Source organism: Kribbella jiaozuonensis, from assembly GCF_005233875.1.
GTDB classification, from domain to species: domain Bacteria; phylum Actinomycetota; class Actinomycetes; order Propionibacteriales; family Kribbellaceae; genus Kribbella; species Kribbella jiaozuonensis.
This window is the reverse complement of sequence record NZ_SZPZ01000007.1, coordinates 485,872-510,002: the sequence shown is the minus strand read 5'-3', so window position 1 is coordinate 510,002 and position 24,131 is coordinate 485,872. Positions and strand designations below refer to the sequence as shown.

Sequence of the window (24,131 nt, the reverse complement as noted above, 5' to 3'; positions counted from 1 at the left end):
AATGCCTGCATGGATCTGCATCTGCAGTTGGGGGAGGGCGGGCTGGCCGAGCAGATCTACGCGCAGTTGCACGAGCGGATCAGCACGGGTGTCTTGCCTGCGGGGACGGTGCTGCCGTCGTCACGGGAGCTGGCCGGGCGGTTGTCGGTGTCGCGGGCGACGGTGGTTGCGGCGTACGAACGGCTCGCGGCGCACGGGTTGATCCGCTCTCGTGCTGGGGTCGGGACGGTCGTCACCGGCCAACGCGTCCCTGCGCCGACCACCCCGCCTGCCTCGCCGCTGCGGCCTCGGGAGATCTGGACCGCCGAGCGGCTCGCCGTACCGGATCTTGTTGCGCCGGTTGCCGAGTTCGACTTCGCGCCGGGCATTCCCGCGCGGACGCAGTTCCCGTTCGCGCGGTGGCGGGCGCTGCTCAACGATCAGCTGCGTACTCGGACCGAGGTCAGGTACGCCGATCCGGCGGGCTCGGCCCAGTTGCGTACGGCGCTTGCGCGGCATTTGGTCGTGAGCCGCGGCGTCCGGATCGCTTCGGAGCAGCTCGTGATCACGACAGGTGCGCAGCAGGCCTTCGACATCGCTGCACGCATCCTGCTCGAGCCGGGCGACACGGTAGCCATGGAGGATCCCGGCTATCTGCCGGCCTATCGGGGATTCGTTGCCCACGGCGCCAAGGTCGTCGGGGTGCCGGTGGACGGCGAGGGGCTGGTCGTCGACCGGATCCCGGCCGGGACGCGGCTCGTGTACGTGACCCCGTCGCATCAGTTCCCGCTCGGCATGCCGCTGTCGGATTCCCGCCGTACGGCGCTACTCGCCTGGGCCGCGCGACACGACGCGGCGATCGTGGAGGACGACTACGACTCGGAGTTCCGGTTCAGCGGGCGTCCGCTCACGCCGCTGCAGGCGACCGACATGGAAGGGCGCGTGCTGTACGTCGGGTCGTTCTCCAAGACGCTGCTGCCGGCGCTGCGGGTCGGGTTCCTCGCCGTACCGGAGACGCTGGCGGAGGCCGCGCGGCGGGCGAAGTTCGTCGCCGACTACGGCACTGGCGGGCATGTGCAGGCGGCGCTCGCCGCCTTCATCGAGGACGGCGGTCTCGCGCACCACATCCGGCGGATGCGGCGCGCGTACGAACGCAGGCACGGCGTGCTGATCAGCACCCTGCGGGAACACTTCGACGGCGTACTCGAGCCGATCGAGTCCAGCGGCGGCACACACATGGCCGCACTCCTCACGCCCGGGCAACCGCCGGACACGACGCTCGCCGCGCGGGCCCTCGCGGCGGGCGTCAACGTCGGGACCGTCTCGCGCTGGGGGATCGACGGCGCCGGTCCGAACGGGTTCGTCTTCGGGTACGGCGCGATCGCGGCCGACCGCATCCCCGCCGGGCTGGCCGCGCTGCGCCGCGTTATCTGATCGAGATTGGACTGGCGCAGTACGTCGCGAACCGGCACCTCCACCGGCCTGAGTCCGTTCCTAGGCTGCCGCGGACACTCACCACAGGAGGACTCGATGAGATCCCTGCGCATCGCCGCCGTTGCCCTCGCCAGTGCCGGCGTGGTCGCCGGTTCGTCCGTCGCCAACGCGCATCCGCGCTGCGAGCAGATCGACGCGACCATTTCCGACAAGGTCGTCGACGTGGGCTGCCCGCCGCCGACCCAGGTCTGTGTGGCCGGCACGGTCCGCGGCAAGCACGGCTTCGACGGGACGACCGTCTTCATCCTCGGCTCCCGCGGCGAGGCGCCGCCCACTGCACCCGGCTACCGCCCGGTCAGCGGGACGATCACCTACACCTTCAAGGACGGCTCGACGCTCACCGCCCTAGAGACGAGCATCGGCAACGTCAACACCACCACGGGCACCGGGCACGCCGGCGGCACGCAGGAATTCACCGGCGGCACCGGACGCTACGAGAACGCCACCGGTTACACCTACCTCAACCAGCACTGGCAGACCGACCACTTCGTCACCACGATCCAGGGCGAGGTCTGCCGCCCGCAAAGCTAAGCGGCCTGGGACTTCAGGAGGTCGCGCAGGGCTCGGGCGGCGGTGAAGCCGGCTCGGTTGGCGCCGATGGTGCTGGCGGAGGGGCCGTAGCCGACCAGGTGGATACGGGGGTCGGCGGCCGTCGCCGTGCCGTTCATACGGATGCCGCCGGAGGTTTCGCGGAGGTGGAGCGGGGCGAGGTGGGCGAGGTCAGCGCGGAAGCCGGTCGCCCAGAGGATGGTGTCGATGTGTTCGTGACGGCCGTCCGCCCACTCCACGCCGTCTGGGGTGATGCGAGTGAACATCGGATAGCGGGTGTAGACGCCGCGGTCCCAGGCGGCCTGTTCCTGCGGACGCAGGTGCAGTCCGGTCACGCTGACGACGCTCCGCGGCGGCAGCCCGGCGCGTACCCGCTCCTCGACCCGCGCGACCACCTGTCGCCCGTACTCCGGCGTGAAGTCGTCACCCGTCCGCCACTCCGGCGGCCGCCGCGTCACCCAGGTCGTGGTCGCAACAGCAGAGATCTCCGCCAGCAACTGCACCGCCGACGCGCCACCGCCGACCACGAGCACGTGCTGCCCGGCGAGCTCTGCCGCGCCCGCGTAGTCCGCGGTGTGCAACTGCCGGCCCTTGAACGTCTCGATCCCCGGATACCAGGGGATGAACGGCCGGTCCCACGTCCCGGTCGCGTTCACCAGCGCGGCCGCGGAGTACACGCCCTTTGAGGTCTGCAGTTCGAAGCCTTGAGCGATCTCGTGCACGCTCTCGACCGCCACCGGCCGCACCACCGGCAGGTCGAAACGCTGCTCGTAGTCCGCGAAGTACGCCGGGACGAACGCGTTGGCCCGCTCCGTGTCGGCGCTAGGCGGCACCGGTACGCCGGGCAGGTTCGCGATCCCGTGGACGTCGTGCATCGTCAGCGAGTCCCACCGGTGCTGCCAGGCGCCGCCGGGCGCCGGATTCCGGTCCAGTACGACGACCTCGTCGTAGGGCGTGAATCCGAGCCGCACCAGGTGGTACGCAGCCGACAGTCCCGCCTGTCCCGCACCGATCACCGCAACTTCGAGCACACCAGCGTCAACGCCCGGGCAGGCGCTCGTCTTCCCGCGCTACCGTGACGCGCGTGGACCTCAACGCGGCGTACGGCTTCCGGATGGACTGGATCGTGAGCTTCGTCGCCGTCGCCCGGTACGGCGGGTTCTCCGCGGCCGGCAAGGCGGTGTACCGCGGTCAGTCGCGGATCAGCGAGCATGTCGCCGAGCTGGAGCGTGCCCTCGGCGTACAGCTCTTCGACCGCACACATCCCACCAGCCTGACCCCTGAGGGCCGTGCGCTGCTCCCACGGGCCGAGGAGCTCCTGCGCAACCTCCAGAGCCTGAACGGCGGGGGAGAGGTCCGCTTCGGCGCCTACCCGAGCGCGGCCGCCTGGCTGTTCCCCCGCGTCGTACGCCGCCTGCCGGACAGCATCCGGCTCCTGCTGGTCGAGGGACCGAGCATCGACCTGGAGAGCGCACTGCTGCGTGGCGACATCGACCTCGCGATCCGACCGGTGCATCCGCTCGTCACCGATGAGTCGCTCGTCCACCAGGTGCTCTGGCGAGAACCGCTCACCGCAGTCTTCCCGGCCGACCACCCGCTGGCCGAGGCTTCGTCGGTAAGCCTCGGAGAGCTCGCCCAGCTCCCGCTCATCTCGATCGGTGAGGCGGACGGGCCGCGGCAGTTCGAGTCCCACCTGGCGTTCGCGTCCGCAGGTCTCAACCCCGAGTCCGCCTTCCGCACCAACCAGCCGCAGACTCTGCTGTCGCTCGTCCGCCACGGTCTCGGCGTTGGCGTGACCAACCAGTTGGCGGTCACCACCGCCAACCTCGACGGCGTGAAGCTCGTCCCGATTCACGACGCCGGTGTGGACCGCCAGGTCGGTCTGTTCACCCGCGGCGACCGCGTGCACTCGCCCTCGCTCGACCAGGTGATCGAGGCCGTCCGGGAAGTCAGCGGATGAACTGGTCCACGTAGTCCGCGCCGAGGCCGTTGGCGCCGTAGTGGTCGCGGCAGAGCTGGATCTTGGTGAACGTGTCCTCGTACCCGATCTGGTTGCCGGCCTCGTCGACGTAGATCATCGCGCCGGAGATGTTGAAGAACGTGATCATCTCGGTGCAGTCCTCGGGTACGCGCAGCGTGTGGATCTCGCCCGGCGGTTCGTACACGAACGAGCCGGTGTCGGCGACCCAGTCGTGTTCGTCGTACTGCCACTTGCCCTTGATCACATAGCCGAAGACCGCGCTCGGGTGGCGGTGCCGCGAGACGATGCCGGCCCGGGTGACCTTGAGCAGGTTGCACCACTGGCCGGTGATCGTGTTCAGCATCAGCGGCCGGAACCACACGTCCGGCGCCTGCTGCACCCAGAGCCGGTCGTCATCGGGCACGGCCTGTACGGCGATCTCGGGCGGGACACCTGCGGATACGGGGATCATCGGGTTCTCCTCACATGCTCAGGTAGCCGCCGTCGACGGGTACGACGGTGCCGGTGACGAAGCCCGCGTCGGGGCCGGACAGGAAGGCGATCACGCCCGCGACCTCGTCCGGAGTGCCCCAGCGAGCCATCGGCGTACGGGACAGGATCCGGTCGGAGGCGATCGGATCGGACTGCAGCGCGGCAGTCAGGTCGGTGGCGATCCAGCCTGGTGCGACGGCGTTCACCCGGATGCCGTCCGGAGCCCATGCGACGGCAAGGGACTTGGTCAGCTGGACGATGCCGCCCTTGGAGGCGCTGTACGCCGGTACGAGCGGACCGCCGAAGTAGCTGAGCATCGAGGCCACGTTGACGATGCAACCGCTGCTGGCCGCGAGGAGGTCGTGTGCGGCCTCGGAGGCCCGCATTGCGCCGGTCAGGTTGATCTCGACGACCTCACGAAACACGTCTGGCTGGTGCTCGTCGCCGCGCCGGATGATGCCGGCTGCGTTCACCAGTACGTCGAGAGCCCCGAGCGAACTGATCAGTCCCTCGAGGTCGCCGGGCTGGCGCAGATCCAGCTCCACCTGGACGGGGTGGGGCGCGCTCGCTTCGGGCGTGTGGGCGTTCAGGCCGGCCGCGATGACGTGCAGACCGTCTGCCGCGAGGCGGCGTGCTGTGGCCGCGCCGATGCCGCTGGTGCCTCCGACGACCAGCGCGGTGCGTGTCATGCCTCGCATCCTGCAGGCTGCCGTGCGGTCCGACAAGCGTGACCCGGACGGCGGATCGTCGTCATCCGCCGTCCGGGTTGCCGCTTGTCAGCTCACATCGATCCGCTTGTGGTACCGCTGTCCGGCCATGCTGCCGACCAGCGCCGCCAGCAGCGTGATGACGACTGCCGCGATCACCACGACCACTCCGCCGGTCGTGAGCGTGTGGTCATCGATCGGCACCGACGGCAGATCCACCCGGTCCAGTACGTCGTACTGCGAACCGGCCAGCGCCGCCAGCCCTGCCACGACCGCCGTCACGATCACGCCGATCATCCAGACGCCGAATCCCTGACGGGCGCCGTCGAAGCGGGCCAGCCGTCCGGCGACGTACCCGCCGTTGTAGTAGGCGATCGCCAGGATCACCAGCAGGACCGCCGCCGAGGCGATCCCGATCGTGCCGGCCGAGTTGTTCCAGTCGATCGTGAGCGCGTAGTCGGCCGCGGCCGCGAGCGCCCCGACGATCCCGGTGAGCAGCGCGATCAGCCCGATCGCGACGATCCAGCCGAAGAAGGCCGCGCCGCCCTTGAACCCGCGGTACGACGGATCGACCCGATCCTTCGTCGCCACGGTGGTCCGGTCGACGGTTGTAGTCGTTCGATCGTCGTCGTACTTCTCCGACGGATCGATCCGTGTCTCTTCCTGATGCTGCTGGGTCATAGCAGTTGTCTCCTCACCAGACAGCCCCGTGCAGCCGTCCGGTACCCCGCAGCGAAACCCTCTAGCTCAGCAGTTCGTCGATCCGGTCGTGGTACCGCCGGCCGTTCTTGCCGCCGAGGATCGCCATCAGCAGCGTGAGGACCAGCAGCGCGGCCGCGGCGGCGATGCCGCCGAGCAGGAGCGTGTTGTCGGCCAGCGCCACGTCCGGCCAGTTGATCCGGCCGACCAGGTCGTACTGGTTGTCCAGCACCCAGCCGCCGCCACCCACGATCACACCGACCACGAGCGCGATCATCCACACCCCGAAGCCCTGCCGTCCGCCGTCGAAGCGGGCCAGCCGGCCGGCGACGTACCCGCCGGTGTAGAACGCGATCATCAGCATGAAGATCGACACCGCCGCCGCGGTGATCAACGCCGCGCCGGGCTGGGCCTTCGCGTCGCTGGTGGTGTAGTCGAGGACCTCGGCGGTGCCGAGCGCGGCCGCGGACACGGCTGCCAGCAGCAGGACCGACATCGAGATCGCGATCAGCCAGCCGAAGAACGCGGCGCCGAACTTGAACCCGCGGTACGACAGCAGCTCCGGCGCGACGTCGGGCTCCGCGGGAGCCGCGCCCGGCGGCTCCGGGATCGAGATCGTGCTCATCGCCCGGCTCGCCGCGGCCCGGGCTTCCTCGTACCGCTGCGTGGTGGTGTCTTCGCCGACGGGTGTGGCGATCGTGGCGGTGCTGCCCTGGTCGCCCGGGTACTGCTGAGTCATGTCCGCTGGCTCCTCACTGGTCGGCTTCCGCGCGGGTCCCTACCCGTCCGTACGGCGCCTGACACAGCCCGGGAGCGGATTTAACCGGCTCCTGGCGTGGACTCACTCACCGTGCCCGGATAGCGGCGGGGAGTGAAGACCAACGGACCATTGGGGCGGGACACGGTACGGGTCTGCGACGAGCCGATCAGGAGCAGGCACCGCATGTCAACCGTCTGAGCGTCGAGTTCGGCCAGTGTTGTCACGGTGATCGTTTCCTCCGGCCCACCGACGTCCCGGCCGATCACCACCGGCGTACCGGGAGAGCGGTGCTCGAGCAGGAGGTCGCGGGTCGCCGCCACCTGCCAGGTGCGGGACTTCGAGGCGGGGTTGTAGATCGCGATCGCCAGATCGGCCTTTGCGGCCGCGGTCAGCCGTTGGGCGATGACCTCCCAGGGCTTGAGCCGGTCTGAGAGGGAAAGGACGCAGTAGTCGTGCCCGAGCGGCGCGCCGACCCGGCTGGCGACGGCCTGGGCTGCAGTCATGCCGGGGAGCACGCGTACGGCGATATCGGCGTACTCCGGCTCCGACGCGACCTCGGTGACCGCACTGGCCATCGCGAACACGCCGGGGTCGCCGGACGAGACCACGACAACGTTCGAGCCCTTGCGGGCGAGGTCGAGGGCGAAAGCGGCCCGCTCGGACTCCACGCGGTTGTCGGACCCGTGCTTGCGCTGCCGGGCGCGGTCCGGGAGGCGGTCGACGTACGTGGTGTAGCCGATCACGTCGTCGGCACCTGCGATCGCAGCGCGGGCCTCAGGGGTCATCCACTCCGGTCCGGCCGGTCCGAGGCCGACGACGGTGACTGAGCCTTCGGTCGCGGTCTTGGTCTGTGGGGGAGTGAAGGTGTTGTTGATGGGGCTCGGGAGGAGGGCGAGGGAGAAGTACGGGACGTCGTCCGGATCTACGTCGTTGAGGGGCGCCGTGCGCTGTGCGTCGGTGGTGGCGCGTTCGACGTACCAGGCCTCGTCTGCACGTCCGGCCAGCTCGAAGGCTTCCCGGACGTTGGCGAAGGTGCGTCCTAGCTTCATCACGGCCGCCGCATCGGTTTCTCTCAGGCGGTCCGCCAGCACGTCCGGCGGCAGGGTGCCGGGGAGGACGGTGAGGATCTCGTCGCGCTCACACAGGGGGCGTCCCAGTACTGCGGCCGCCGCGCTCACCGACGTCACGCCGGGAACCACCTCGCACGGGTAGCGGTCGGCCAGGCGTTTGTGCATGTGCATATACGAGCCGTAGAACAGCGGGTCCCCTTCCGCGAGCACGACGACATTGCGGCCGGCATCGAGGTGCGCTGCGAGCCGGGCGGCGCAGTCTTCGTAGAAGTCGTCCATCGCGCCCTGATAGCCACCGGGGTGATCGGTCGTCTCAGTCGTGAGCGGATAAACGAGGTGCTCCTCGACCTGGCCGTCGGTGAGGTACGGCGCTGCCACCCCGCGCGCAATGCTCCGCCCGTGCCGCGCACTGTGAAAGGCAATCACGTCGGCGGCCCCGATCAGCCTCGCCGCCTTCACCGTGACCAGCTCAGGATCCCCAGGCCCGAGTCCGACTCCCCACAACCGCCCGGTCATCACTCCTCCTCGCTTGCGATTGCGTTGACGGCGGCGGCGGTGATCGCACTTCCGCCGCGGCGGCCGCGGACGATCAGGTACTCGAGGCCGAGCTCATTCCCCGCCAGCGCGTCCTTCGACTCGGCCGCGCCGATGAAACCGACCGGAATGCCAAGGATCGCCGCCGGCCTCGGTGCGCCTTGGGACAGCCGGTCGAGAAGGTGGAACAACGTCGTGGGAGCGTTGCCGATAGCAACAACCGCGCCGTGCAGGTGCTCGTCCCATAGCTCGACCGCTGCCGCGCTCCGGGTGGTCTCGAGGCGTTGGGCCAGCTCGACGGTCCGAGGATCCTGCAACGTGCAGATCACCTCGTTGTGGGCCGGCAACCGCCGGCGAGTGATTCCGGCCGCCACCATCTGCGCATCACACAGAATCGGCGCTCCACCTTGCAGCGCAGCCCGCGCGCTCTTCACGACGTTGGGCGACCAGGCGAGATCGCCAACCAGGTCAGTCATCCCACAGGCATGAATCATCCGCACGGCAACCTGCGCCACGTCCGCCGGCAACCCGTCCAGCGCCGCCTCTGCCCGGATCGTCGCAAACGACCGCCGATAGATCTCCGCGCCGTCGCGCACGTACTCGTAGCTCACAGCCGTTCCCCATCCACCAGATACCCATCGCCTACCGCAACCACGTCCACAAACTCGCCAGCAGGCTTCCCGCACCGGCGCTCACACCCAGCCCAATGCACCCGCCGCCCGTCACGCTCGAACGCGGGCATAAGCCTGGCCGCATCCGCCCGCACATCACCCAACGCCTTCGAACACCCCGGCCTCCCCGCACACGCCGTCACACCCTCCCAAACCGAGCCAGGCGCACTAACCAACCCAACCCCTTCCAACCCAGCAACCCCCACCCCCACCACAACAGACCGCCAAGGCGTAACCCGCATCCCACCCACCGCACCGGCTAGTACAGCTGCCTGGTCTTGCGTGAGGCTGCCGAGGGGGACAGTCACCACCAGCGCCTCGCCATGCACACCAGCCGTCACCCGGGTGGTGCTGGTGTCCAGCGGCTCGTCCGCCTGCAGACCGAGCCGCTCCAAGATCCGCTCCTCGCCACCAGGTACCTCAGCGATCCGCCACTCCTGATCACGCACCGCCAGGAACGCCTCCGCCGCACCCAGCATCAGCTCCGCCACCTCGCCCCACGACACCCGCACGCCAAGCCCCCCGAGGCTCAGCACCGCACTCCGCTCATCCACCGCACGCACAGCAACATCCGCCCGCACATCCGCCAGATCCCCCCGCCCGTCATCCAGCGCGAACAGAAACCGCCCCGGCAGCTCCGCCAACCCCGGCCGCGCACACAGCCCCCGATCCAGCGCAGCCGCCACCGGGAGTACGTCGTACCGCGACTCCCGATCCAATCCGGAGAGCGGCGACGCCAGGATGTTCCGCACCCGCTCATGCGCCATCGACGGCAACAGCCCCACGCCAAACAACCGGTCAGACAACTCCCGCGGCCCCCGCGCGTCCAGCCCGCGGATCTGCACATTCGCACGAGACGTGAGCTCCAGCCGCCCATCACCGAGCTCAGCGGCAGCAACCCGCAGTACCTCCAGCTGCTCCGCACTCACCACCCCACCCGGCAACCGGACACGCGCGAGACCGCCGTCCGCCGCCTGGTGCACAGCCAGCACACCAGGGCATCGATCGGTCTCGGTCCGCGCCATGCCCGCGATGCTACGTCCCCGGCACCTCCTGTGTTCTGGACCACAGCAGCACCGCCACCGCCACCACCGCGCACCCACCGCCGGCGACCATCGCCACCGGTATCGACCACGCGTCCACCACCAGCCCACCCAGTAGCGCACCGATAGACAACACAGCCTGGTACGACGACGTGAACCACACCGTCGCCGCCTCCCGAGACTCCGGCGCCGCCTGCGCGAACATGCTCATCGAGCAGACCGGGATCCCGCCGTACCCAAGCCCCCAGACCACGAGCAGCCCAAGCGCACCCGCCGCCGTGTGACCCGCCAGCGGCAACAGCAGAGTCGCAGCCGCAATCAGCCCTGCGCAGGCTGCGAACGTCGCCCTCAGGTTCCGTGCCGCCGCCGTACCAGCGATCACGTTGCCCACCAGCCCCGCAGCTCCGTAGATCAGCAAGAACAGTCCGATCAGCTCCGGCCGTACGACGTCGCGCAGGAACGGCGTGACATACGTGTAGGTCGCGAACTGCGCCGTGACAATCAGACAGGTCACAATGAGCGCATTCCGACTCCCGCGGAGAGCATTACGCAGTACCGCGGCTCGGGTGACCTGCAACGGCGGCAGCGGCGGCACCGTGATCCGCAGTACGCCCAGTGCCACCAGAGCGAGCACTCCGAGCGCAGCAAACGACGTACGCCAGCCAGCAAACTCACCCACAAACGTGCCAGCCGGTACGCCGAGCACCGACCCGAGCGGCACCGCGGAGAAGATCACAGCCGTCGCCCGCGGCGCCCACCGCTCCGGGACCAGCCTCCCGGCCAGGCCGGCGCCAATCGACCAGAAACCGCCGATAGTCAGTCCGACGAGGAATCTGGCGACCAGCTCGAGCCAGAAGACCGGTGCGGTCGCCGCGATAAGTCCTGCGACCGCCAGCAGCACCATGAGCACGCAGAGCATCAGCCGGCGGTCCAGCCGAGCTGTCGCGACTGTGACGACCGGTGCGGCCACGGCCGCGACCAGTCCGGGCATTGTCATCAGCCAACCGGTGCGCCCGGGAGTGAGCGCGAAGTCCGTGCCGATCGGGGTGAGGAGGCCGATCGGCAGGATCTCCGTGGTCACGATGGCAAAGATCCCGAGCGTCACCGCGACGACTCCGAGCCACCGGACAGTCGGCGTACGGGTTTCCAGAAGAGTCATAGTGTCGAGCGAACTAGTTGCAATAACGCCAGGCTCGCGGTTTTGCGACACCGCGGTGGTCGGCGAGCAAGCCGTCGCATTTCCGCGACTGTCGGTGCGGGGTGAGAGGGTGCGGCGCATGGTGCTGAGAGACCGGCCGTGGCCGGATGACGACCTGACGCTCGCACAGTCGGTGATCGGGTACTTCGAGTTCATCCACACCACCGCGGTGAACAAACTCGACGGGCTGGACGAGCAGCAGGCGCGCGCGACGCCGCTCGCCACGTCGCCGGTGATGAATCCGCTCGGGCTGATCAAACACCTGACCGCGGTGCAACGGCAGCACATCCAGCGGACCATCGGAGGGCAGGACCTGCCGTCGTTGTGGCGTTCGGACGACCATGACTACGAGTTCCGGATCGGGCCGGACGAGACGGTCACCTCGGTCGTGGCGGCGTACGACGCGGAGTGGGAGCGGTCGCGGCAGACGCTGCGTGAGGTGGACTGGAGCGGGTTCATCGAGGGGTATCGCGGGCCGATCCGGGTCGAGCGGCTGCTGCTCGACGTACTGCAGGAATCGGCCCGGCACCTCGGCCACCTCGACGTGGTCCGCGAGCTGATCGACGGCGCCCGCGGAGAATAATCTAGCTCCGGATCATCTGCGGACAGACGATCCCGCGCTACTCTCGAAGGTATGGCGCAGCTTCCGGAACGTACCGTGCCCGACCTGACCGGCTACCTCACCCACGCCGGCCACGTCCTGGAGACCCAGCTGTCCGCGGCACTGGCGGAGATCGGCCTGACCCTGCGGATGCAGTGCGTACTGCGGCATGCGCTGGAGGCGGAACGCACCCAGATCCAGATCGCCGAGCTCGCCTACATGGACAAGACCACGATGGTCGTCACCGTCGACGCCCTCGAGGAAGCCGGGTACGCCGAACGCAAACCCGCCGCCACCGACCGCCGCGCCCGCGTCATCGCCGTCACCGACGCCGGCGCCAAAATCGCCGCCGAAGGCCAGAAAATCGTCGACCGAGTCCACGCCGACGTCCTCAACGCCCTCGCCACCCCCCAACGCAAACCCTTCGTCGACGCAATCACCACCCTCGTAGACGGCCCCCTCTCCACCCCCACCACAGCCCAACCCGTACGCCGCAGCCGCCAACGCACCAGCTGAAAGAAGAACCCCCCGCGGTGCTACGCGCGACTCCTTCGTCGCCGTGCTCCGCGCCGCCCCGCCCACCCCCGGCCTTATCGCCCGGAGCATCCTTTCCGGCTATCGCCGGGGTTCTTCCGGCTGTCGCCGGACCTGCGGGCTATCGCCCGGACCCGTGCGCGCTACCGCGCGAGCGACCGCCCCGTGGTGCGGCGGGTCGTACCAGGCGAGGTGACTGCGGCCGGCCTGCGCCGCTAGGTCGTGCCTGCTGAAGACCGTTGCCGTCGGCGCTCATTCGCCCTTGTAGCAAAGGCAGAACGGGTGGCCGGCGGGGTCGGCGTACACGGGGCAGCTGCCACCCTGCGGCGGTAGCCGTCTCCCTCCGAGCTCGAGGGCGATGCGTTCCTTCTCCGTCCGGTCGTCGAAGCCGATGTCGAAGTGCATCTGTGGCGGGTATTCGGGGTCGGGCCACCGTGGTGGTTGGTAGTCGGGAACGCGCTGCAGGGCGAGCATCGGCAGCCTGTCGTCGTCGCGGGCGATCACGATCCTGTCGGGCGAGTCTTCGACCGTACGGGGCATCTCCAGCACAGCGCCCCAGAATCGCGCCAGCGGTGCTGGATCGGCGCAGTCGATCACCACGCGAACGAGCGTGCCGAGTCGGTCCGTGGACTCGGTGAGGCCGGGGTACAAGCAGAAGGGATGGCCCACTGGATCGGCGTACACGCGCCAGCCGGGGAAGTCCTCCAGCTTCGTAGCGCCGCACTCCAGGACGGCGTGCTCGGCGGCTTCCAGGTCGGCGACCTGCACATCGATGTGAATCTGCGTCGGGTTCGCCCGGTCGCGCCAGCGTGGAGTGCGCATCGGACCCTCGCCTGGCCCGATCCGTCCATCGGTGAGCATGGTGTAGAACGACCGCAGCTCGTCCTCTCGCTCCTCAGGGCAGCCCACAACGACCCAGAATCGTCCGTCCTGCTCATCGGCGTCGATCGAAGTACCGACGACCTTGCCGACCTCGTCCAGCACCACGCTCGCGAACGCCTGTCCGCGGTCGCCGACCAGCACGACCCGAACCATGTGGTCGTTGACCTGCCGCGCACTGCCCATCGTCCGATCCGAACCCGCGAGCTCCTCCACCCTTGGCTGCCACGCCTCGCCAATCCACGGACCTGGATCCCATCCGTGCAGACCACTGACCGCGATGGCCGCCGGCACATCCGCTCGCTCCAACGCATCGACCCAACGACATGCAACTTCGACGAGATCCTCCGGCATCTCGGTAGTCTCACGCCGCCAACCCATCCGAGCAAGACTCGGCGACCTCGAGCTCTGCTGGTCGTGACGCCGCCGTAAATCCCTGAAATGTGACCAGAAATCAGGGCAGGATCGCCGCATGATCACTCGTGACCGACCCGCGCGCCACTCCGCCTTCTCCGATCCGGGCCGGCACGGTCGGCTGCTCCGGGAGCTGTCCGGGATCGAGGAGATCTGCACGGCCGCGACGAATCTCGTCTTCCACTATCGCGCCGAGGAGCACTTGCTCCGCGACGACCGTCGCGACGAGATCAACTCACGCTGGGTCTCGACCATCCTGGACATCGATCAGGCACGGCATCCTGGCCCGCTGCTGGATCCACGGCCGCCTGGCGACCGGGTAGCTGGATGCTGTCGTGATCATTCCCTGCTCGCGGTCGCCGCACTTCGCGAACAGGGAATCCCGGCACGGACCCGAGTTGGCTTCACCAGCTACTTCCCAAGACCTCCGGACTTCCGTGGTGACCACGTCGTCGCCGAACGGTGGAACGGCACCAGGTGGCAGCGGTTCGATCCCGAGCTCGAGCCGGGAAGTCGCTCGTTCGACGTCCGCGATCTACCGACCGGCGAGGGCGCCCCCTTCGAGACCGCCGCGGAGGTCTGGTCGGGCTACCGTGCCGGTCGCCTCGATCCCGCGCGCTATGGCGTGGCTGCGGAGTCAGAGCTATCCGGACCAGGATTCATCCGGACATACGTGATCATGGAAGTCCTGCACCGGTATGGTCACGAGGCGCTCCTGTGGGACGAGGTCGGCACTGCCATCACGGATTCCGATGCCGACGAAATTGCCCGACTACTGCTGGCCGCCGACGCCGGAGACTCGGCTGCCGAAGATCACCTGCACCGGCAACTCCAAACCGACGCGAAGCTCCGACCGGCCTCAACGATCACCCAACTCTCGCCGTACGGAGACCCACCAGTCACGATCGACCTCACACAGCGCCGTCGCCCCTGAGGTCGCGGCGGAGTGGAACTCTATTGCGCCGTCCTGATGCACGCCCTTGCCGCATAGGCCTTGCGGTAATCGGGAGGCCGGGTTCCGGATGAGAATCCGCAGGTGAGACTCGAACTGCCGACCTACCGCTGGTGAGGTTTACCGTTCGGTTCCGGCGGCCAATGGCTGGACCTCCGCGCAGAGCCTCGGCCTCCCCAAGATGCGTCCGATATGAGGTCTTTTCGGTGTGCGTGTTCCGGTGGAGGCTTGGCTGTGGGCGATGTCCTCAGCGCAAGATGCCTCAGCGGGAGTCAACCTGGACTAAGATCACCGTAAGTCCAGGTTAAGTAGATAACCTGGACTTGCCTACAGGGAGATCCAGGTTGAGTCAGCAGATCAGTGCAGTCTGGCAAGCCAGTCCGGATGCGTACGGGCCTCGCAAGCACAGGCGTCCTTGCGAGTACACAGCGTACGTGCCTGACCTGCTCAGCGCTCATGCGCTGGAGTTCAGTGCTGAACTCGCAGCGGACATCGCCGATACCGAACGCGCTCTGGCAGCCTCTAGAGGGCCTGGCGAGCACAATCTGGAGCAACTGGCCAGATTCTTGTTACGAGCCGAGGCCGTCGCCTCGTCCAAGATTGAGGGTCTGCAGGTCAACAGCCGTCGGCTCGCGAGACATGAAGCCAAGTTGGCGGCCGGCGTACAAGACAACGACGCTACCGCGGACGCCGTTCTGGGCAACGTCAAGGCCATGAACCACGCAGTGCAGTCGGTTGCAGTGGTCGACAAGATCGAGGTGGGGGACCTTCTCGACATTCACCGGGCTCTCATGGAGCACTCGGATCGACCCGACATCGCCGGCGTGATCAGAACGACGCAGAACTGGATCGGTGGCAACAACTTCAACCCCTGCCAGGCCGCCTTCGTGCCGCCGCCGCCGGAGTACGTCGAACCATTGATGGAGGACCTGTGCGCGTTCGTGAATCGCGATGATTTGCCCGGAACAGTGCAGGCCGCATTGGCTCACGCGCAATTCGAGACGATTCATCCCTTCGCGGACGGGAACGGTCGAACCGGTCGCGCTTTGATCCATGTTGTCCTCAAGAGGCGACGGCTGGCGGACGCCTTCATTCCGCCGATCAGCCTTGCGCTGGCAACCCGTGCTTCAGCGTACGTCGGTGGCCTCTCTAGCTTCAGGTATACAGGACCCCCGGACGGGCAAGCGGCGCTCGATGGCATCCGCGACTGGCTGGACCTCTTCCTGAGCGCAACGCGGCGAGCGGCAGAAGACGCAGTCGTTTTGCAAACGAGTCTGGCGGAGTTGGAGTTGGAATGGCGAGCCACACTCAAACCGCGCAGAGGCAGCGCGGCCGAACGCCTGCTTCCCGAGTTGATCGGGCATCCAGTGGTCACCGCGGAAGACGTCATGCAGTTGACGGGGGCGAGCAGATCTGCCGCGTTCGCGGCCATGGAAAGTTTCGTCGAGGCTGGAATTCTCCAACCGATCGGCAACCAGCAGCGCTCTCGTCTCTATGAGGCTCCGAAGGTGTTCGGGATCCTTACCGACTATGAGCGTGCGTCCGCCACCGAGTCAGGAAATACCCGGGGCGAGCAGCCGAAACGCCCGGTTCCCTATCGCCAGAACCACTCTTGAGCGTGCCGATCCGCGCTCATGCTGGATCCGCGGTCTGGCGTGAGGGGCTGCCCGTCATGGATGCGGCGGCGTGGTGACAAATGCTGCGCGCTGACGACGGCCTGCAGTTACAGCCTGTCGCCGCCGTCGAGCTGGGGCTCGGCATCACGTTCCCAGCCGAGTTGCGCGGACTGTACGAGGCGACGGGCGGCACCTTTGACAAGCTAGGCGACTGGTTTGTGATGTAGCTGCTTGGAGACGTCGCACGCTGGAATCTTGAAGCCTGGAACGGATGGGAGTCCGAGGCTCGACAGAAGCTGCGTGGCTTCGGTGACGACGGCGCCGGAGATCCCTTCTGTGTCGCACTAGACGTCGGCAGGCGCCGCGGCGTCAGTCGGGGAGGTACTCCGTCAGGTCCTGCCAGGACTGTTTGGTGTCTTCGGAGTTGGTGTGTGGTTGGCGGAATAGGTGGACGTAGGAGGCGATCTCGGCCAGGGACCACCAGGTGTCGAAGAGTTCTAGGGCTTCTGGGCGTGGGGTGAACGGGCCGGCCTCTGATTGGTAGGCCGGGAGTACGTCGGTTGTGCCGTCGAGGATGGCGGCCAGGTCGCGTTCGCGAGGGGCGAGGCGGGCGGTTTCCCAGTCGACCAGGCGCATGCCGTTTGTGGTGCGGAGGACGTTTGCGCTGTGGGGTTCGCCGTGGGTTATGACCCAGGGGTCGTCTGATGCCTCAAGTTGGCGGACTAGTGCGTCGTAGTGCTTCAGCTTGTTGTGCACGTAGTCGTGCGCGGCGGCCAGCCGGAGACGGGTCGGTTCCGCGTACGGACCGGTGGACCAAGGTCGGTCGAGGTCCGCGAGCGCGGCCAGGAGATTGTCGCGGTCCGGTATCGCGAAGTCCCAACGCTGCAAGGCTTCTGGAGGCGGAGCTGCGTGTAGGCGGCCGAGGATCTGTGCGATCTGCTCTCGCTCTGTTGGGTCGTCCCAGGCGCCGTCCGGTGTGCTCCATCCCTGCAGATAGGGCAGGACTGTGAATGCCCAGCCAGCGATCGTTTTGTGAACAAGGTTGCCGGTGCGATCAGGTAGCGGGGGTACGACGAACTCGTAGCCGTGGCCGGCTAGCTCGTGGGCGGTTTGCATGGCGGCGGTGATCGCCCGCCTGCCGTTCGTGGCGACTCGATCTGCGGTCACGAACCACTGCGGTCCCTTGCCTGTGGACGCGATCCAGTGGTAGCTGCCGAATCCCACGGGAGCATAGGACACGGCGGCGACGTCGAAACCCCAATGTTCATTGAGGATTCCAGCCACCAGCTCGCACGAGATCTCCGTCGGCTCATCCCTCACTCGGCGACCCTAACCGTCGGGACGCGCGGTGGTCAGGTGGTTTTCGAAGGCGACGGGATGCGCTTGTGCAGGTGAGTTTCCCGCAAGGGTGGGACGCTCGGTGAGCGCGCAGCCGAGCGGTGGTAGCCGACTGCAGTCACCTCGACAGGTACCAACCCGCCGCACCAAGGGGCGGTCGATCGCACGGGAGCGCGCACGGGTGCGGGCGGTAGCCCGCAGGTCCGGCGACAGCCGGAAGAACCCGGCGATAGCCGGAAAGGATGCTCCGGGCGATGAGCCCGGGGCGGGTGGGGCGGCGCGTAGCACGGCGACGAAGGAGTCGCGCGTAGCACCGCGATGGGCTGACCGCAGCCACCTCTACAGGTACGAACTGGCCGGACCACGGGGCGGTCGCACGCGCGATAGCGCGCTCGGGTCCGGGCGGCAGCCCGCAAGTCCGGCGATAGCCGGAAAGGATGCTCCGGGCGATAAGCGCGGGGGTGGGTGGGTGCGGCGCGCAGCACGGTGACGAAGGAGTCGCGCGTAGCACCGCGATGGGCTCGATCTTCACCTGACCAGAAGTTCATCTGATAAGAGATCGTCTACTACAGGACTATCTGTTATGGTCGTTCTGAGTGACCAAACTGAGGAGAAGGCCTGTGAGTGTGGACGTGGTGGTGGAGGCGGCGCGGGGGCGGGGTAAGGCGCTCGTCGTGCTGTTTGTGATGCAGTTGATGATCATTCTCGATGGGACCGTCGTCACGGTTGCGTTGCCGACGATTCAGGGGGATCTGGGGTTTTCGCAGGCGGGGTTGGCATGGGTCATGAACTCGTACCTGATCGCGTTCGCCGGCCTCCTCCTGCTCGCCGGCCGCATCGGCGACCTGATCGGGAGCAAGCGGATCTTCCTAGCAGGCCTCGGGTTGTTCACCGCAGCCTCGCTCCTATGCGGACTGGCGGCCGACAAAGAGGTGCTGATCGCCGGAAGGTTCCTGCAAGGCGTGGGCGGCGCGCTGGCCTCCGCGGTGATTCTCGGGATGATCGTCAACCTGTTCCCCAAGCCAGGCGAGCAAGCACGAGCCATGGGCGTCTACAGCTTCACGGCTGCCAGCGGTGCGTCGATCGGGCTGATTCTCGGTGGCGTCATCACGCAGACGATCGGCTGGCACTGGGCATTCCTGATCAACGTCCCGATCGGAGCGATCGCGCTGGCGTTCGCAGTACGGCTGCTGGCACACCAGCCAGGACTCGGCCTCGCAAACGGCGCCGACGTACTAGGCGCCGTGCTTGTGACCGCAGGTCTATCGCTAGGCGTCTACACGATCGTCCAGACCGCAGAGCCCAGTGCCACGCTAACCCGGACGCTCTTACAGGCCGCTGCGTCGATAGCACTCCTGGCGGCGTTCGTAGTACGCCAAGCACGCATCAAGAACCCATTGCTTGCCCTGCGCATCTTCCGGCGCCGTCAGCTTAGCGTGGCCAACATAGTCGTCGTACTGCTCTTCGCAGCCGGCTTCGGCTTCCAGTTCACCACTGCGCTGTACGTGCAACGCGTACTCGGCTACGACTCCCTCACCACTGGCCTGGCATTCCTGCCCGCGCCACTCATGAACGCACTCATGTCGCTGTCGATCGCCCCACGCCTTACCGTCCGCTTCGGCCCCCGCAAGATGCTGATCGCCGGACTGGTCGTCTTCCTGCTGGCCCTCCTCTGGATCAGCCAGGCACCGGTCGACGGCTCGTACGTCGTCAACGTAGGCCCAGTTCTCGCAGTCATGGGCGCAGGTATCGGTGTAGCCATCCCAGCCGCGATCATGCTGGCCATGTCCGGCGCGGACCCCAGTGACGCCGGGCTCGCCTCGGGCCTCAACAACACCGCGCAACAGGCAGGCGCGGCGATCGGCACCGCAGTACTCGCCACGCTCGCAGCATCGACCACCGCGCACAGAGCGACCGAGGGCACCCTGAAAGCGCTCAGGGACGGGTACGGCGCAGCCTGGCTCGCGGCAGCCGGGTTCGTGTTCGCCGCGGTGGTCCTGTCGATCAGCCTGCTCCGCGAACGACACACCTGACGGCTACTCTTTCGGCCGTGAGTATGACGAGAGACCCCGACCGCCTGGTTCTGTTCACCGATGCGGTCGTCGCGATCGCCATCACGCTGCTGGTGCTGCCGCTGGTCGACCTGGTGCCGGAGGTGAGGGCGGAGGGCGGCGACGCGGTCAGTGTGGTCACCGACCACTGGCAGGAGATCTTCACGTTCTTGCTCAGCTTCGTCGTGATCGCCAACTTCTGGCTGGGGCATCACCGGCTCTTCGAACACGTTCGCGCCTACAACTCCGCGATGATTCGTCTGAATCTGCTCTGGCTGCTCACGATCGTCGTCCTGCCGTTCCCGACCGAGATCATCGGGGCCTTCCCGAGCAACCGGTTCACTGCCGGGTTCTACACCGGCACGATCCTGGCGCTGAGCATCTGCCAGTCGGCGATCGCCTGGATGATCCACGGTCACAAGGAGCTCGAGAACCCGGACAACCCGGTCAGCAGAGAGGGCCTGGTCGGCTCCCTGATCCTGACCGGGTTGACCGTGGTCGCCTTCCTGCTGGCGGCCTTCGTTCCCGGAGTGAACTTCTACGCGCTGCTCCTGCTGCTCCTGTCGCCGATCCTCATGCCGATCTGGAGGAGAACGTCAGCCAAGGTGTGACCAGAACCCGCACTGGTGCTCGGTGCTCAGGTTGACCTGCTGGATGCCGGTCTGGTCCGTCGGCGCGAGTGAGAGGCCCTTGACCTCACGTACGCCGGTGGGCGACCAGTGCGGCCGATCCGGACCGTTCGGGTTGCCGGTCCGGGCGAACGCCGTCCAGTAGTCGATCATCTGGTTCGACAGCGTCTGCTGCGTCGCCGACATCGGGAAGTCGTACCCGCCGAGCCGGAACAGGTACGGCAGCTCCATGGCGTGTGCCGCACCCAGTCCGGGCGAGGCGATCGGCGAGTGCTTGTCGGCGAACTCGTACGCGTACACCGGTACCTTCCCGGCCGCCTGCTGGTCCGAAGCGACCTGTGTGCACGACCAGATCCGGTCCGTCGTGACAGCGCCCCACGCCGCAGCGGGAGAGTCGTACCGAGCCTGCGGGTAGTGCTGCAGCACCTGCGGAGCCTTCTCGGCGCCGACCATATTCTTGACCAGTTGCGGGTAGTCCTTGATGTCGCCGAAGGCCGCCAGCCAGCCGTTGGCCTCGTCGTGGTTGTTTCCGGAGATGATCGGCACCCGGTGGAACAGTCCGGCCTTCAACGCACGCGCAGGTGACAGCGGTACGACGGTGGTCCCGCCGTACCCGATCTGGGTGAAGTTGAGCGTCTCGTCGACCAGTACGTCGGACTTCGCGGCGCGGAGGCAGTCGAGCATGGACTGTCCGGGCTTGCAGCCGAGCTTGGCCTTGTTGTCGGCTGCCCACTCCTTGCCGTTCGCCTGCACCGTGCTGGCTGGAATCCAGGGCGAGTCCGCGGCCTGACCGGGGTACTGGCTGTTGGCGGCCCAGTTGAACTCGCACGAGCCGCTCTGCATGATCGCCTTCGAGAACAGACCCGTCGAGGTCGGCGAGGTCAGCTGGGCGCAGACGCTCATGCCGCCGGCAGACTCGCCCGCGACCGTCACGTTGCGCGGATCGCCGCCGAACGCGCGGGCGTTGCGCTGCACCCAACGCAGCGCGGCCTGCTGGTCCTGGATGCCATAGGTGCCGGATCCCGGCAGACCCGGGTACCCGAAGAAGCCGAAGATGCCGAGCCGGTAGTTGACCGTCACGACGACCACGTCGCCGCGGGCGGCGAACTTCGACGCCTCGTAGCTGTTGCCGGCGCCGGAGAAGAACCCGCCGCCGGGGATCCACACCACGACGGCGCGCGGCTTCGGGGAGGGCTTGGTCGGGGTGGTGACGTTCAGGTAGAGGCAGTCCTCGGTGGACGACCCGTCCGGCGCCTCGGAGTTCGCCTGCTGTGGGCAGACGTTGCCGAGCTTCGACTCACGTACGCCGGTCCACGGCTTGGCCGGCGCAGGCGCCTTCCAGCGCAGCGGGCCGACCGGGGGAGCGGCGTACGGGATGCCGTCGAAGACCCTTGCGTCCCCGACCGTCTTGCTCGCAACCAGTCCGCCATCAGTTCGTACGACATCCTGCTGGGCCGCGTCGCTCGGCTCGGCCAGGCCCACCAACAGGCCCGCCGGCGCCAAGGCGGCCGTCATGATCACCAAGAGTTTCTTCTTCATGCCTGCAGCGTGATCGAGCCGCCGGCATCCCCGCGTCGACCCGAAGGCCAAACCGCCTACACCTTTGGTATAGGTCGGCGCCCCCTCCCACCCGCCGCTGAAGGCGGCGTTCTTTTACCTAGGTCGCCGCAGCAGGTAGGTGTCCATGATCCAGCCCTTACGATCCCGGGCCTCGGCGCGCACCTTCTCGATCTCACTCGCGACCTCGCGCAGCGGTCCGGAGATGAGAATCTCGTCAGGCGTGCCGAGATACGCGCCCCAATAGATGTCAGCGTCGAGATACTCCGTGAACGCCGTCTGCGCGTCGAGCATCACGACCACGTCGTCCACGTCCTCCGGCCAGCCGGCCGCGAGCCTTCGCCCAGTGGTGATCTGGATCGGTCGGCCCACCTGGTTCAGCCCGACTTTGTGCCGTGCGGCCAGCGTCGACACGCTGCTGATCCCGGGAATCACCTCGACCTCGAAGCCGAGCTCACCCCGCGCGAGGATGTCGTCCAGAATCGCCAGCGTGCTGTCGTACAGCGACGGATCGCCCCAGACCAGGAACGCCCCCACCTGGTCCTCGCCCAGCTCGGACGCGATCATCCCCGCGCACACATCGGCCCGTCGTCGCCGCCAGTCGTCGACGGCCTCGACGTACGCCGAAGCCGTGCGATCCCGCTCCGGGTCCCGTCCGACGACGACCCGGTAGTCCTTCGACGTCGCGTACCGGCGCAGGATCTCGGACCGCAGGTCGACCAGCTCCTGCTTCACCTCGCCCTTGTCCAGCACGAAGAACACATCGACCCGGTTCAGCGCCGACACACCCTGCATCGTCACCTGCTCCGGATCGCCCGCCCCGACGCCGATGACCAGAATCTCCCGCATGCCGGGCAGCCTAACTACTCCCGCCATTCCCTTTCGAAGGGGAGGCGCCAGGCACGCGGTGCGATCAGCTGGTGGATCGCGTTCGGGCCCCACGTGCCGGGCTGGTACGGCTTGACCGGCGGCGGGTCCTCGAGCAGATGGGAGGAACGATCCCAGAGCGACTCGATGCCCTCGGCGGTCGTGAACAGCGTGTGGTCGCCGCGCATCGCGTCCAGGATCAAGCGCTCGTACGCCTCGAGGACGTCGCCGGCGCTCTCCGTCTCCTGGGTGGAGAACTGCATCGACAGCTTCTCCAGCCGCATCCCCGGCCCGGGGCGCTTGCCGTAGAACGACAGCGACACCCGGGACGAGTCGGCGAGGTCGAACGTCAGGTGGTCCGGGCCCTCCGAGCCGACACCCGAGCCGGACGGGAACATCGTCTTCGGCGCCTCCTTGAAGGCGATCGAGATGATCCGCTGGCCCTCGGCCATCTTCTTGCCGGTGCGCAGGAAGAACGGCGTACCGGCCCAGCGCCAGTTGTCGATCTCGACCCGCAGCGCGATGAACGTCTCGGTGTCGGAGTCCGGCGCGACACCCTCCTCGTTGCGGTAGCCGGAGTACTGACCGCGGACCACATCGGTCGGGCTGATCGGCAGCATCGACCTGAAGACCTTGTTCTTCTCCTCGGAGATCGCCCGCGGCTCCAGAGCGGTCGGCGGCTCCATCGCGACGAACGACATCACCTGCATCAGGTGCGTGACGACCATGTCCTTGAACGCGCCGGTCGGCTCGTAGAAGGTGGCGCGCTGGTCCAGCCCGAGGGACTCCGGGATGTCGATCTGCACGTGGTCGATGAAGTTCCGGTTCCAGATCGGCTCGAACAGGCCGTTCGCGAACCGGAACGCGAGGATGTTCAGCGCCGCTTCCTTGCCGAGGAAGTGGTCGATCCGGAAGATCTGCGACTCGTCGAACGTCTCGTGGACGAAGTCGTTGAGCTTGATCGCGCTGGCCAGGTCGTCACCGAACGGCTTCTCCATCACCACCCGGGCCCGGTCGACCAGGTCCGCGTCGCGCAGCATCGCGATCACCGACTGGGCCGCCTTCGGGGGCACTGACAGGTAGTGCAGCCGCCGTACGTCGGGGCCGAGATGCCCCTCGGCCGCCTTCACCGCGGTCGCCAGCGCCTCGGGCCCGGCTGTCACCGGCACGTAGTCGAGCGTCTCGGAGAACTGTGACCACTGCTCGTCGGTCAGCTTGTGCATGCCGAACGTCTCGACAGCCTCCCGGGCGCGGGCCCGGAACTCCTCCGAGGTCAGCTCCTCGGTCGCCGTCCCGATGATGCGTACGTCGGGCGTGAACCGGGACTGCTGCAGATAGGCCAGCCCGGGCAGCAGTTTGCGCTTGGCCAGGTCACCGGTCGCCCCGAACAGCACGATCACGTGCGGCGCGAGCGGATCCGGATCCCGCCGCGAAGGCCGCGATCCCGGTGCCGGATAGGCAATGGTCTGGATACGGTCAGGCATTCAGTCCTCCCGAGGACGCCACCGGAGCCAACACACCCCGCAGTCTAGGCACT

At 67.6% G+C, this 24,131-nt stretch carries 24 protein-coding genes; 10 read left to right on the top strand and 14 right to left on the bottom strand.

Annotation, left to right across the window (positions count from 1 at the left end):
• Nucleotides 1-9 precede the first annotated feature (9 nt).
• Nucleotides 10-1,413 (top strand): MocR-like pyridoxine biosynthesis transcription factor PdxR, encoded by a 1,404-nt coding sequence (pdxR, locus tag FDA38_RS40945; RefSeq protein ID WP_137259562.1) that lies wholly within the window; start codon nt 10-12, stop codon nt 1,411-1,413.
• Between the two features lie 96 nt (nt 1,414-1,509).
• Nucleotides 1,510-2,004, top strand: a complete 495-nt coding sequence (locus FDA38_RS40940) for a hypothetical protein (RefSeq protein ID WP_137259561.1) — start codon at nt 1,510-1,512, stop codon at nt 2,002-2,004.
• Here the strand turns inward: FDA38_RS40940 and FDA38_RS40935 are convergent.
• Nucleotides 2,001-3,053 carry an FAD-dependent oxidoreductase gene (locus FDA38_RS40935; protein WP_137259560.1) on the bottom strand — a complete coding sequence of 351 codons (1,053 nt, stop codon included), beginning with the start codon at nt 3,051-3,053 and terminating at the stop codon, nt 2,001-2,003. The genes FDA38_RS40940 and FDA38_RS40935 overlap by 4 nt on opposite strands.
• A 53-nt stretch (nt 3,054-3,106) precedes the next feature.
• Here FDA38_RS40935 and FDA38_RS40930 point away from each other — a divergent pair, with 53 nt between their 5' ends.
• Complete coding sequence (locus FDA38_RS40930) at nt 3,107-3,982, top strand: LysR family transcriptional regulator (protein ID WP_137259559.1); 876 nt, start codon at nt 3,107-3,109, stop codon at nt 3,980-3,982.
• Here FDA38_RS40930 and FDA38_RS40925 read toward each other — a convergent pair.
• The 8 genes from FDA38_RS40925 to FDA38_RS40890 all read right to left on the bottom strand — a co-directional run bounded on the left by FDA38_RS40925 (nt 3,972) and on the right by FDA38_RS40890 (nt 11,117).
• A complete protein-coding gene (locus FDA38_RS40925) occupies nt 3,972-4,454 on the bottom strand; it encodes a 2,4'-dihydroxyacetophenone dioxygenase family protein (RefSeq protein ID WP_137259558.1) in 483 nt (160 codons plus the stop codon). The two genes, FDA38_RS40930 and FDA38_RS40925, sit on opposite strands and share 11 nt — an antisense overlap.
• Before the next feature lie 10 nt (nt 4,455-4,464).
• The gene (locus FDA38_RS40920; protein ID WP_202878059.1) at nt 4,465-5,163 is read right to left on the bottom strand and encodes an SDR family NAD(P)-dependent oxidoreductase; all 699 of its coding nucleotides are present in this window, start codon (nt 5,161-5,163) and stop codon (nt 4,465-4,467) included.
• Nucleotides 5,164-5,250: 87 nt separating this feature from the next.
• Nucleotides 5,251-5,862 (bottom strand): hypothetical protein, encoded by a 612-nt coding sequence (locus FDA38_RS40915; RefSeq protein WP_202878058.1) that lies wholly within the window; start codon nt 5,860-5,862, stop codon nt 5,251-5,253.
• 61 nt (nt 5,863-5,923) lie between these two features.
• On the bottom strand, nt 5,924-6,619 hold the full coding sequence (locus FDA38_RS40910) for a hypothetical protein (protein ID WP_137259556.1): 696 nt from the start codon (nt 6,617-6,619) through the stop codon (nt 5,924-5,926).
• Between the two features lie 80 nt (nt 6,620-6,699).
• The gene (locus FDA38_RS40905; protein WP_137259555.1) at nt 6,700-8,226 is read right to left on the bottom strand and encodes a precorrin-2 C(20)-methyltransferase; all 1,527 of its coding nucleotides are present in this window, start codon (nt 8,224-8,226) and stop codon (nt 6,700-6,702) included.
• Nucleotides 8,226-8,855, bottom strand: coding sequence for a precorrin-8X methylmutase (locus tag FDA38_RS40900; RefSeq protein ID WP_137259554.1), 630 nt, complete (start codon nt 8,853-8,855; stop codon nt 8,226-8,228). The genes FDA38_RS40905 and FDA38_RS40900 overlap by 1 nt, the downstream gene beginning before the upstream one ends.
• On the bottom strand, nt 8,852-9,940 hold the full coding sequence (locus FDA38_RS40895) for a precorrin-3B synthase (protein ID WP_137259553.1): 1,089 nt from the start codon (nt 9,938-9,940) through the stop codon (nt 8,852-8,854). The genes FDA38_RS40900 and FDA38_RS40895 overlap by 4 nt, the downstream gene beginning before the upstream one ends.
• A 10-nt stretch (nt 9,941-9,950) precedes the next feature.
• A complete protein-coding gene (locus FDA38_RS40890) occupies nt 9,951-11,117 on the bottom strand; it encodes an MFS transporter (protein WP_137259552.1) in 1,167 nt (388 codons plus the stop codon).
• 118 nt (nt 11,118-11,235) lie between these two features.
• Between FDA38_RS40890 and FDA38_RS40885 the strand changes: the two genes are divergently transcribed.
• Both FDA38_RS40885 and FDA38_RS40880 read left to right on the top strand, forming a co-directional pair.
• A complete protein-coding gene (locus FDA38_RS40885) occupies nt 11,236-11,739 on the top strand; it encodes a DinB family protein (protein WP_170990039.1) in 504 nt (167 codons plus the stop codon).
• Between the two features lie 51 nt (nt 11,740-11,790).
• A complete protein-coding gene (locus tag FDA38_RS40880) occupies nt 11,791-12,273 on the top strand; it encodes a MarR family winged helix-turn-helix transcriptional regulator (RefSeq protein WP_137259550.1) in 483 nt (160 codons plus the stop codon).
• Nucleotides 12,274-12,543: 270 nt separating this feature from the next.
• Here the strand turns inward: FDA38_RS40880 and FDA38_RS40875 are convergent, their stop codons facing one another.
• Nucleotides 12,544-13,524 (bottom strand): VOC family protein, encoded by a 981-nt coding sequence (locus FDA38_RS40875; RefSeq protein WP_137259549.1) that lies wholly within the window; start codon nt 13,522-13,524, stop codon nt 12,544-12,546.
• Between the two features lie 118 nt (nt 13,525-13,642).
• Between FDA38_RS40875 and FDA38_RS40870 the strand changes: the two genes are divergently transcribed.
• From FDA38_RS40870 to FDA38_RS42545, 3 genes are all read left to right on the top strand, one after another.
• Nucleotides 13,643-14,518 carry a transglutaminase-like domain-containing protein gene (locus FDA38_RS40870; protein WP_137259548.1) on the top strand — a complete coding sequence of 292 codons (876 nt, stop codon included), beginning with the start codon at nt 13,643-13,645 and terminating at the stop codon, nt 14,516-14,518.
• Between the two features lie 452 nt (nt 14,519-14,970).
• On the top strand, nt 14,971-16,152 hold the full coding sequence (locus FDA38_RS40865) for a Fic family protein (protein WP_137259547.1): 1,182 nt from the start codon (nt 14,971-14,973) through the stop codon (nt 16,150-16,152).
• An 80-nt stretch (nt 16,153-16,232) separates the two neighbouring features.
• Entirely contained in the window at nt 16,233-16,379 is a 147-nt protein-coding gene (locus FDA38_RS42545) for a hypothetical protein (protein WP_170990038.1), read from the top strand.
• Between the two features lie 142 nt (nt 16,380-16,521).
• Here the strand turns inward: FDA38_RS42545 and FDA38_RS40860 are convergent, their stop codons facing one another.
• Complete coding sequence (locus FDA38_RS40860) at nt 16,522-17,376, bottom strand: phosphotransferase enzyme family protein (protein ID WP_170990037.1); 855 nt, start codon at nt 17,374-17,376, stop codon at nt 16,522-16,524.
• Nucleotides 17,377-18,110: 734 nt separating this feature from the next.
• Here FDA38_RS40860 and FDA38_RS40855 point away from each other — a divergent pair.
• A complete protein-coding gene (locus tag FDA38_RS40855; RefSeq protein ID WP_233715221.1) occupies nt 18,111-19,523 on the top strand; it encodes an MFS transporter in 1,413 nt (470 codons plus the stop codon).
• Nucleotides 19,524-19,546: 23 nt separating this feature from the next.
• Nucleotides 19,547-20,152, top strand: coding sequence for a TMEM175 family protein (locus FDA38_RS40850; RefSeq protein WP_233715235.1), 606 nt, complete (start codon nt 19,547-19,549; stop codon nt 20,150-20,152).
• Here the strand turns inward: FDA38_RS40850 and FDA38_RS40845 are convergent.
• From FDA38_RS40845 to zwf, 3 genes are all read right to left on the bottom strand, one after another.
• Nucleotides 20,138-21,709, bottom strand: a complete 1,572-nt coding sequence (locus tag FDA38_RS40845; protein WP_202878057.1) for a carboxylesterase/lipase family protein — start codon at nt 21,707-21,709, stop codon at nt 20,138-20,140. The two genes, FDA38_RS40850 and FDA38_RS40845, sit on opposite strands and share 15 nt — an antisense overlap.
• Before the next feature lie 114 nt (nt 21,710-21,823).
• On the bottom strand, nt 21,824-22,576 hold the full coding sequence (gene cobF / locus FDA38_RS40840) for a precorrin-6A synthase (deacetylating) (RefSeq protein ID WP_137259544.1): 753 nt from the start codon (nt 22,574-22,576) through the stop codon (nt 21,824-21,826).
• 14 nt (nt 22,577-22,590) lie between these two features.
• The gene (zwf, locus tag FDA38_RS40835; RefSeq protein WP_137259543.1) at nt 22,591-24,078 is read right to left on the bottom strand and encodes a glucose-6-phosphate dehydrogenase; all 1,488 of its coding nucleotides are present in this window, start codon (nt 24,076-24,078) and stop codon (nt 22,591-22,593) included.
• Nucleotides 24,079-24,131: the final 53 nt, after the last annotated feature.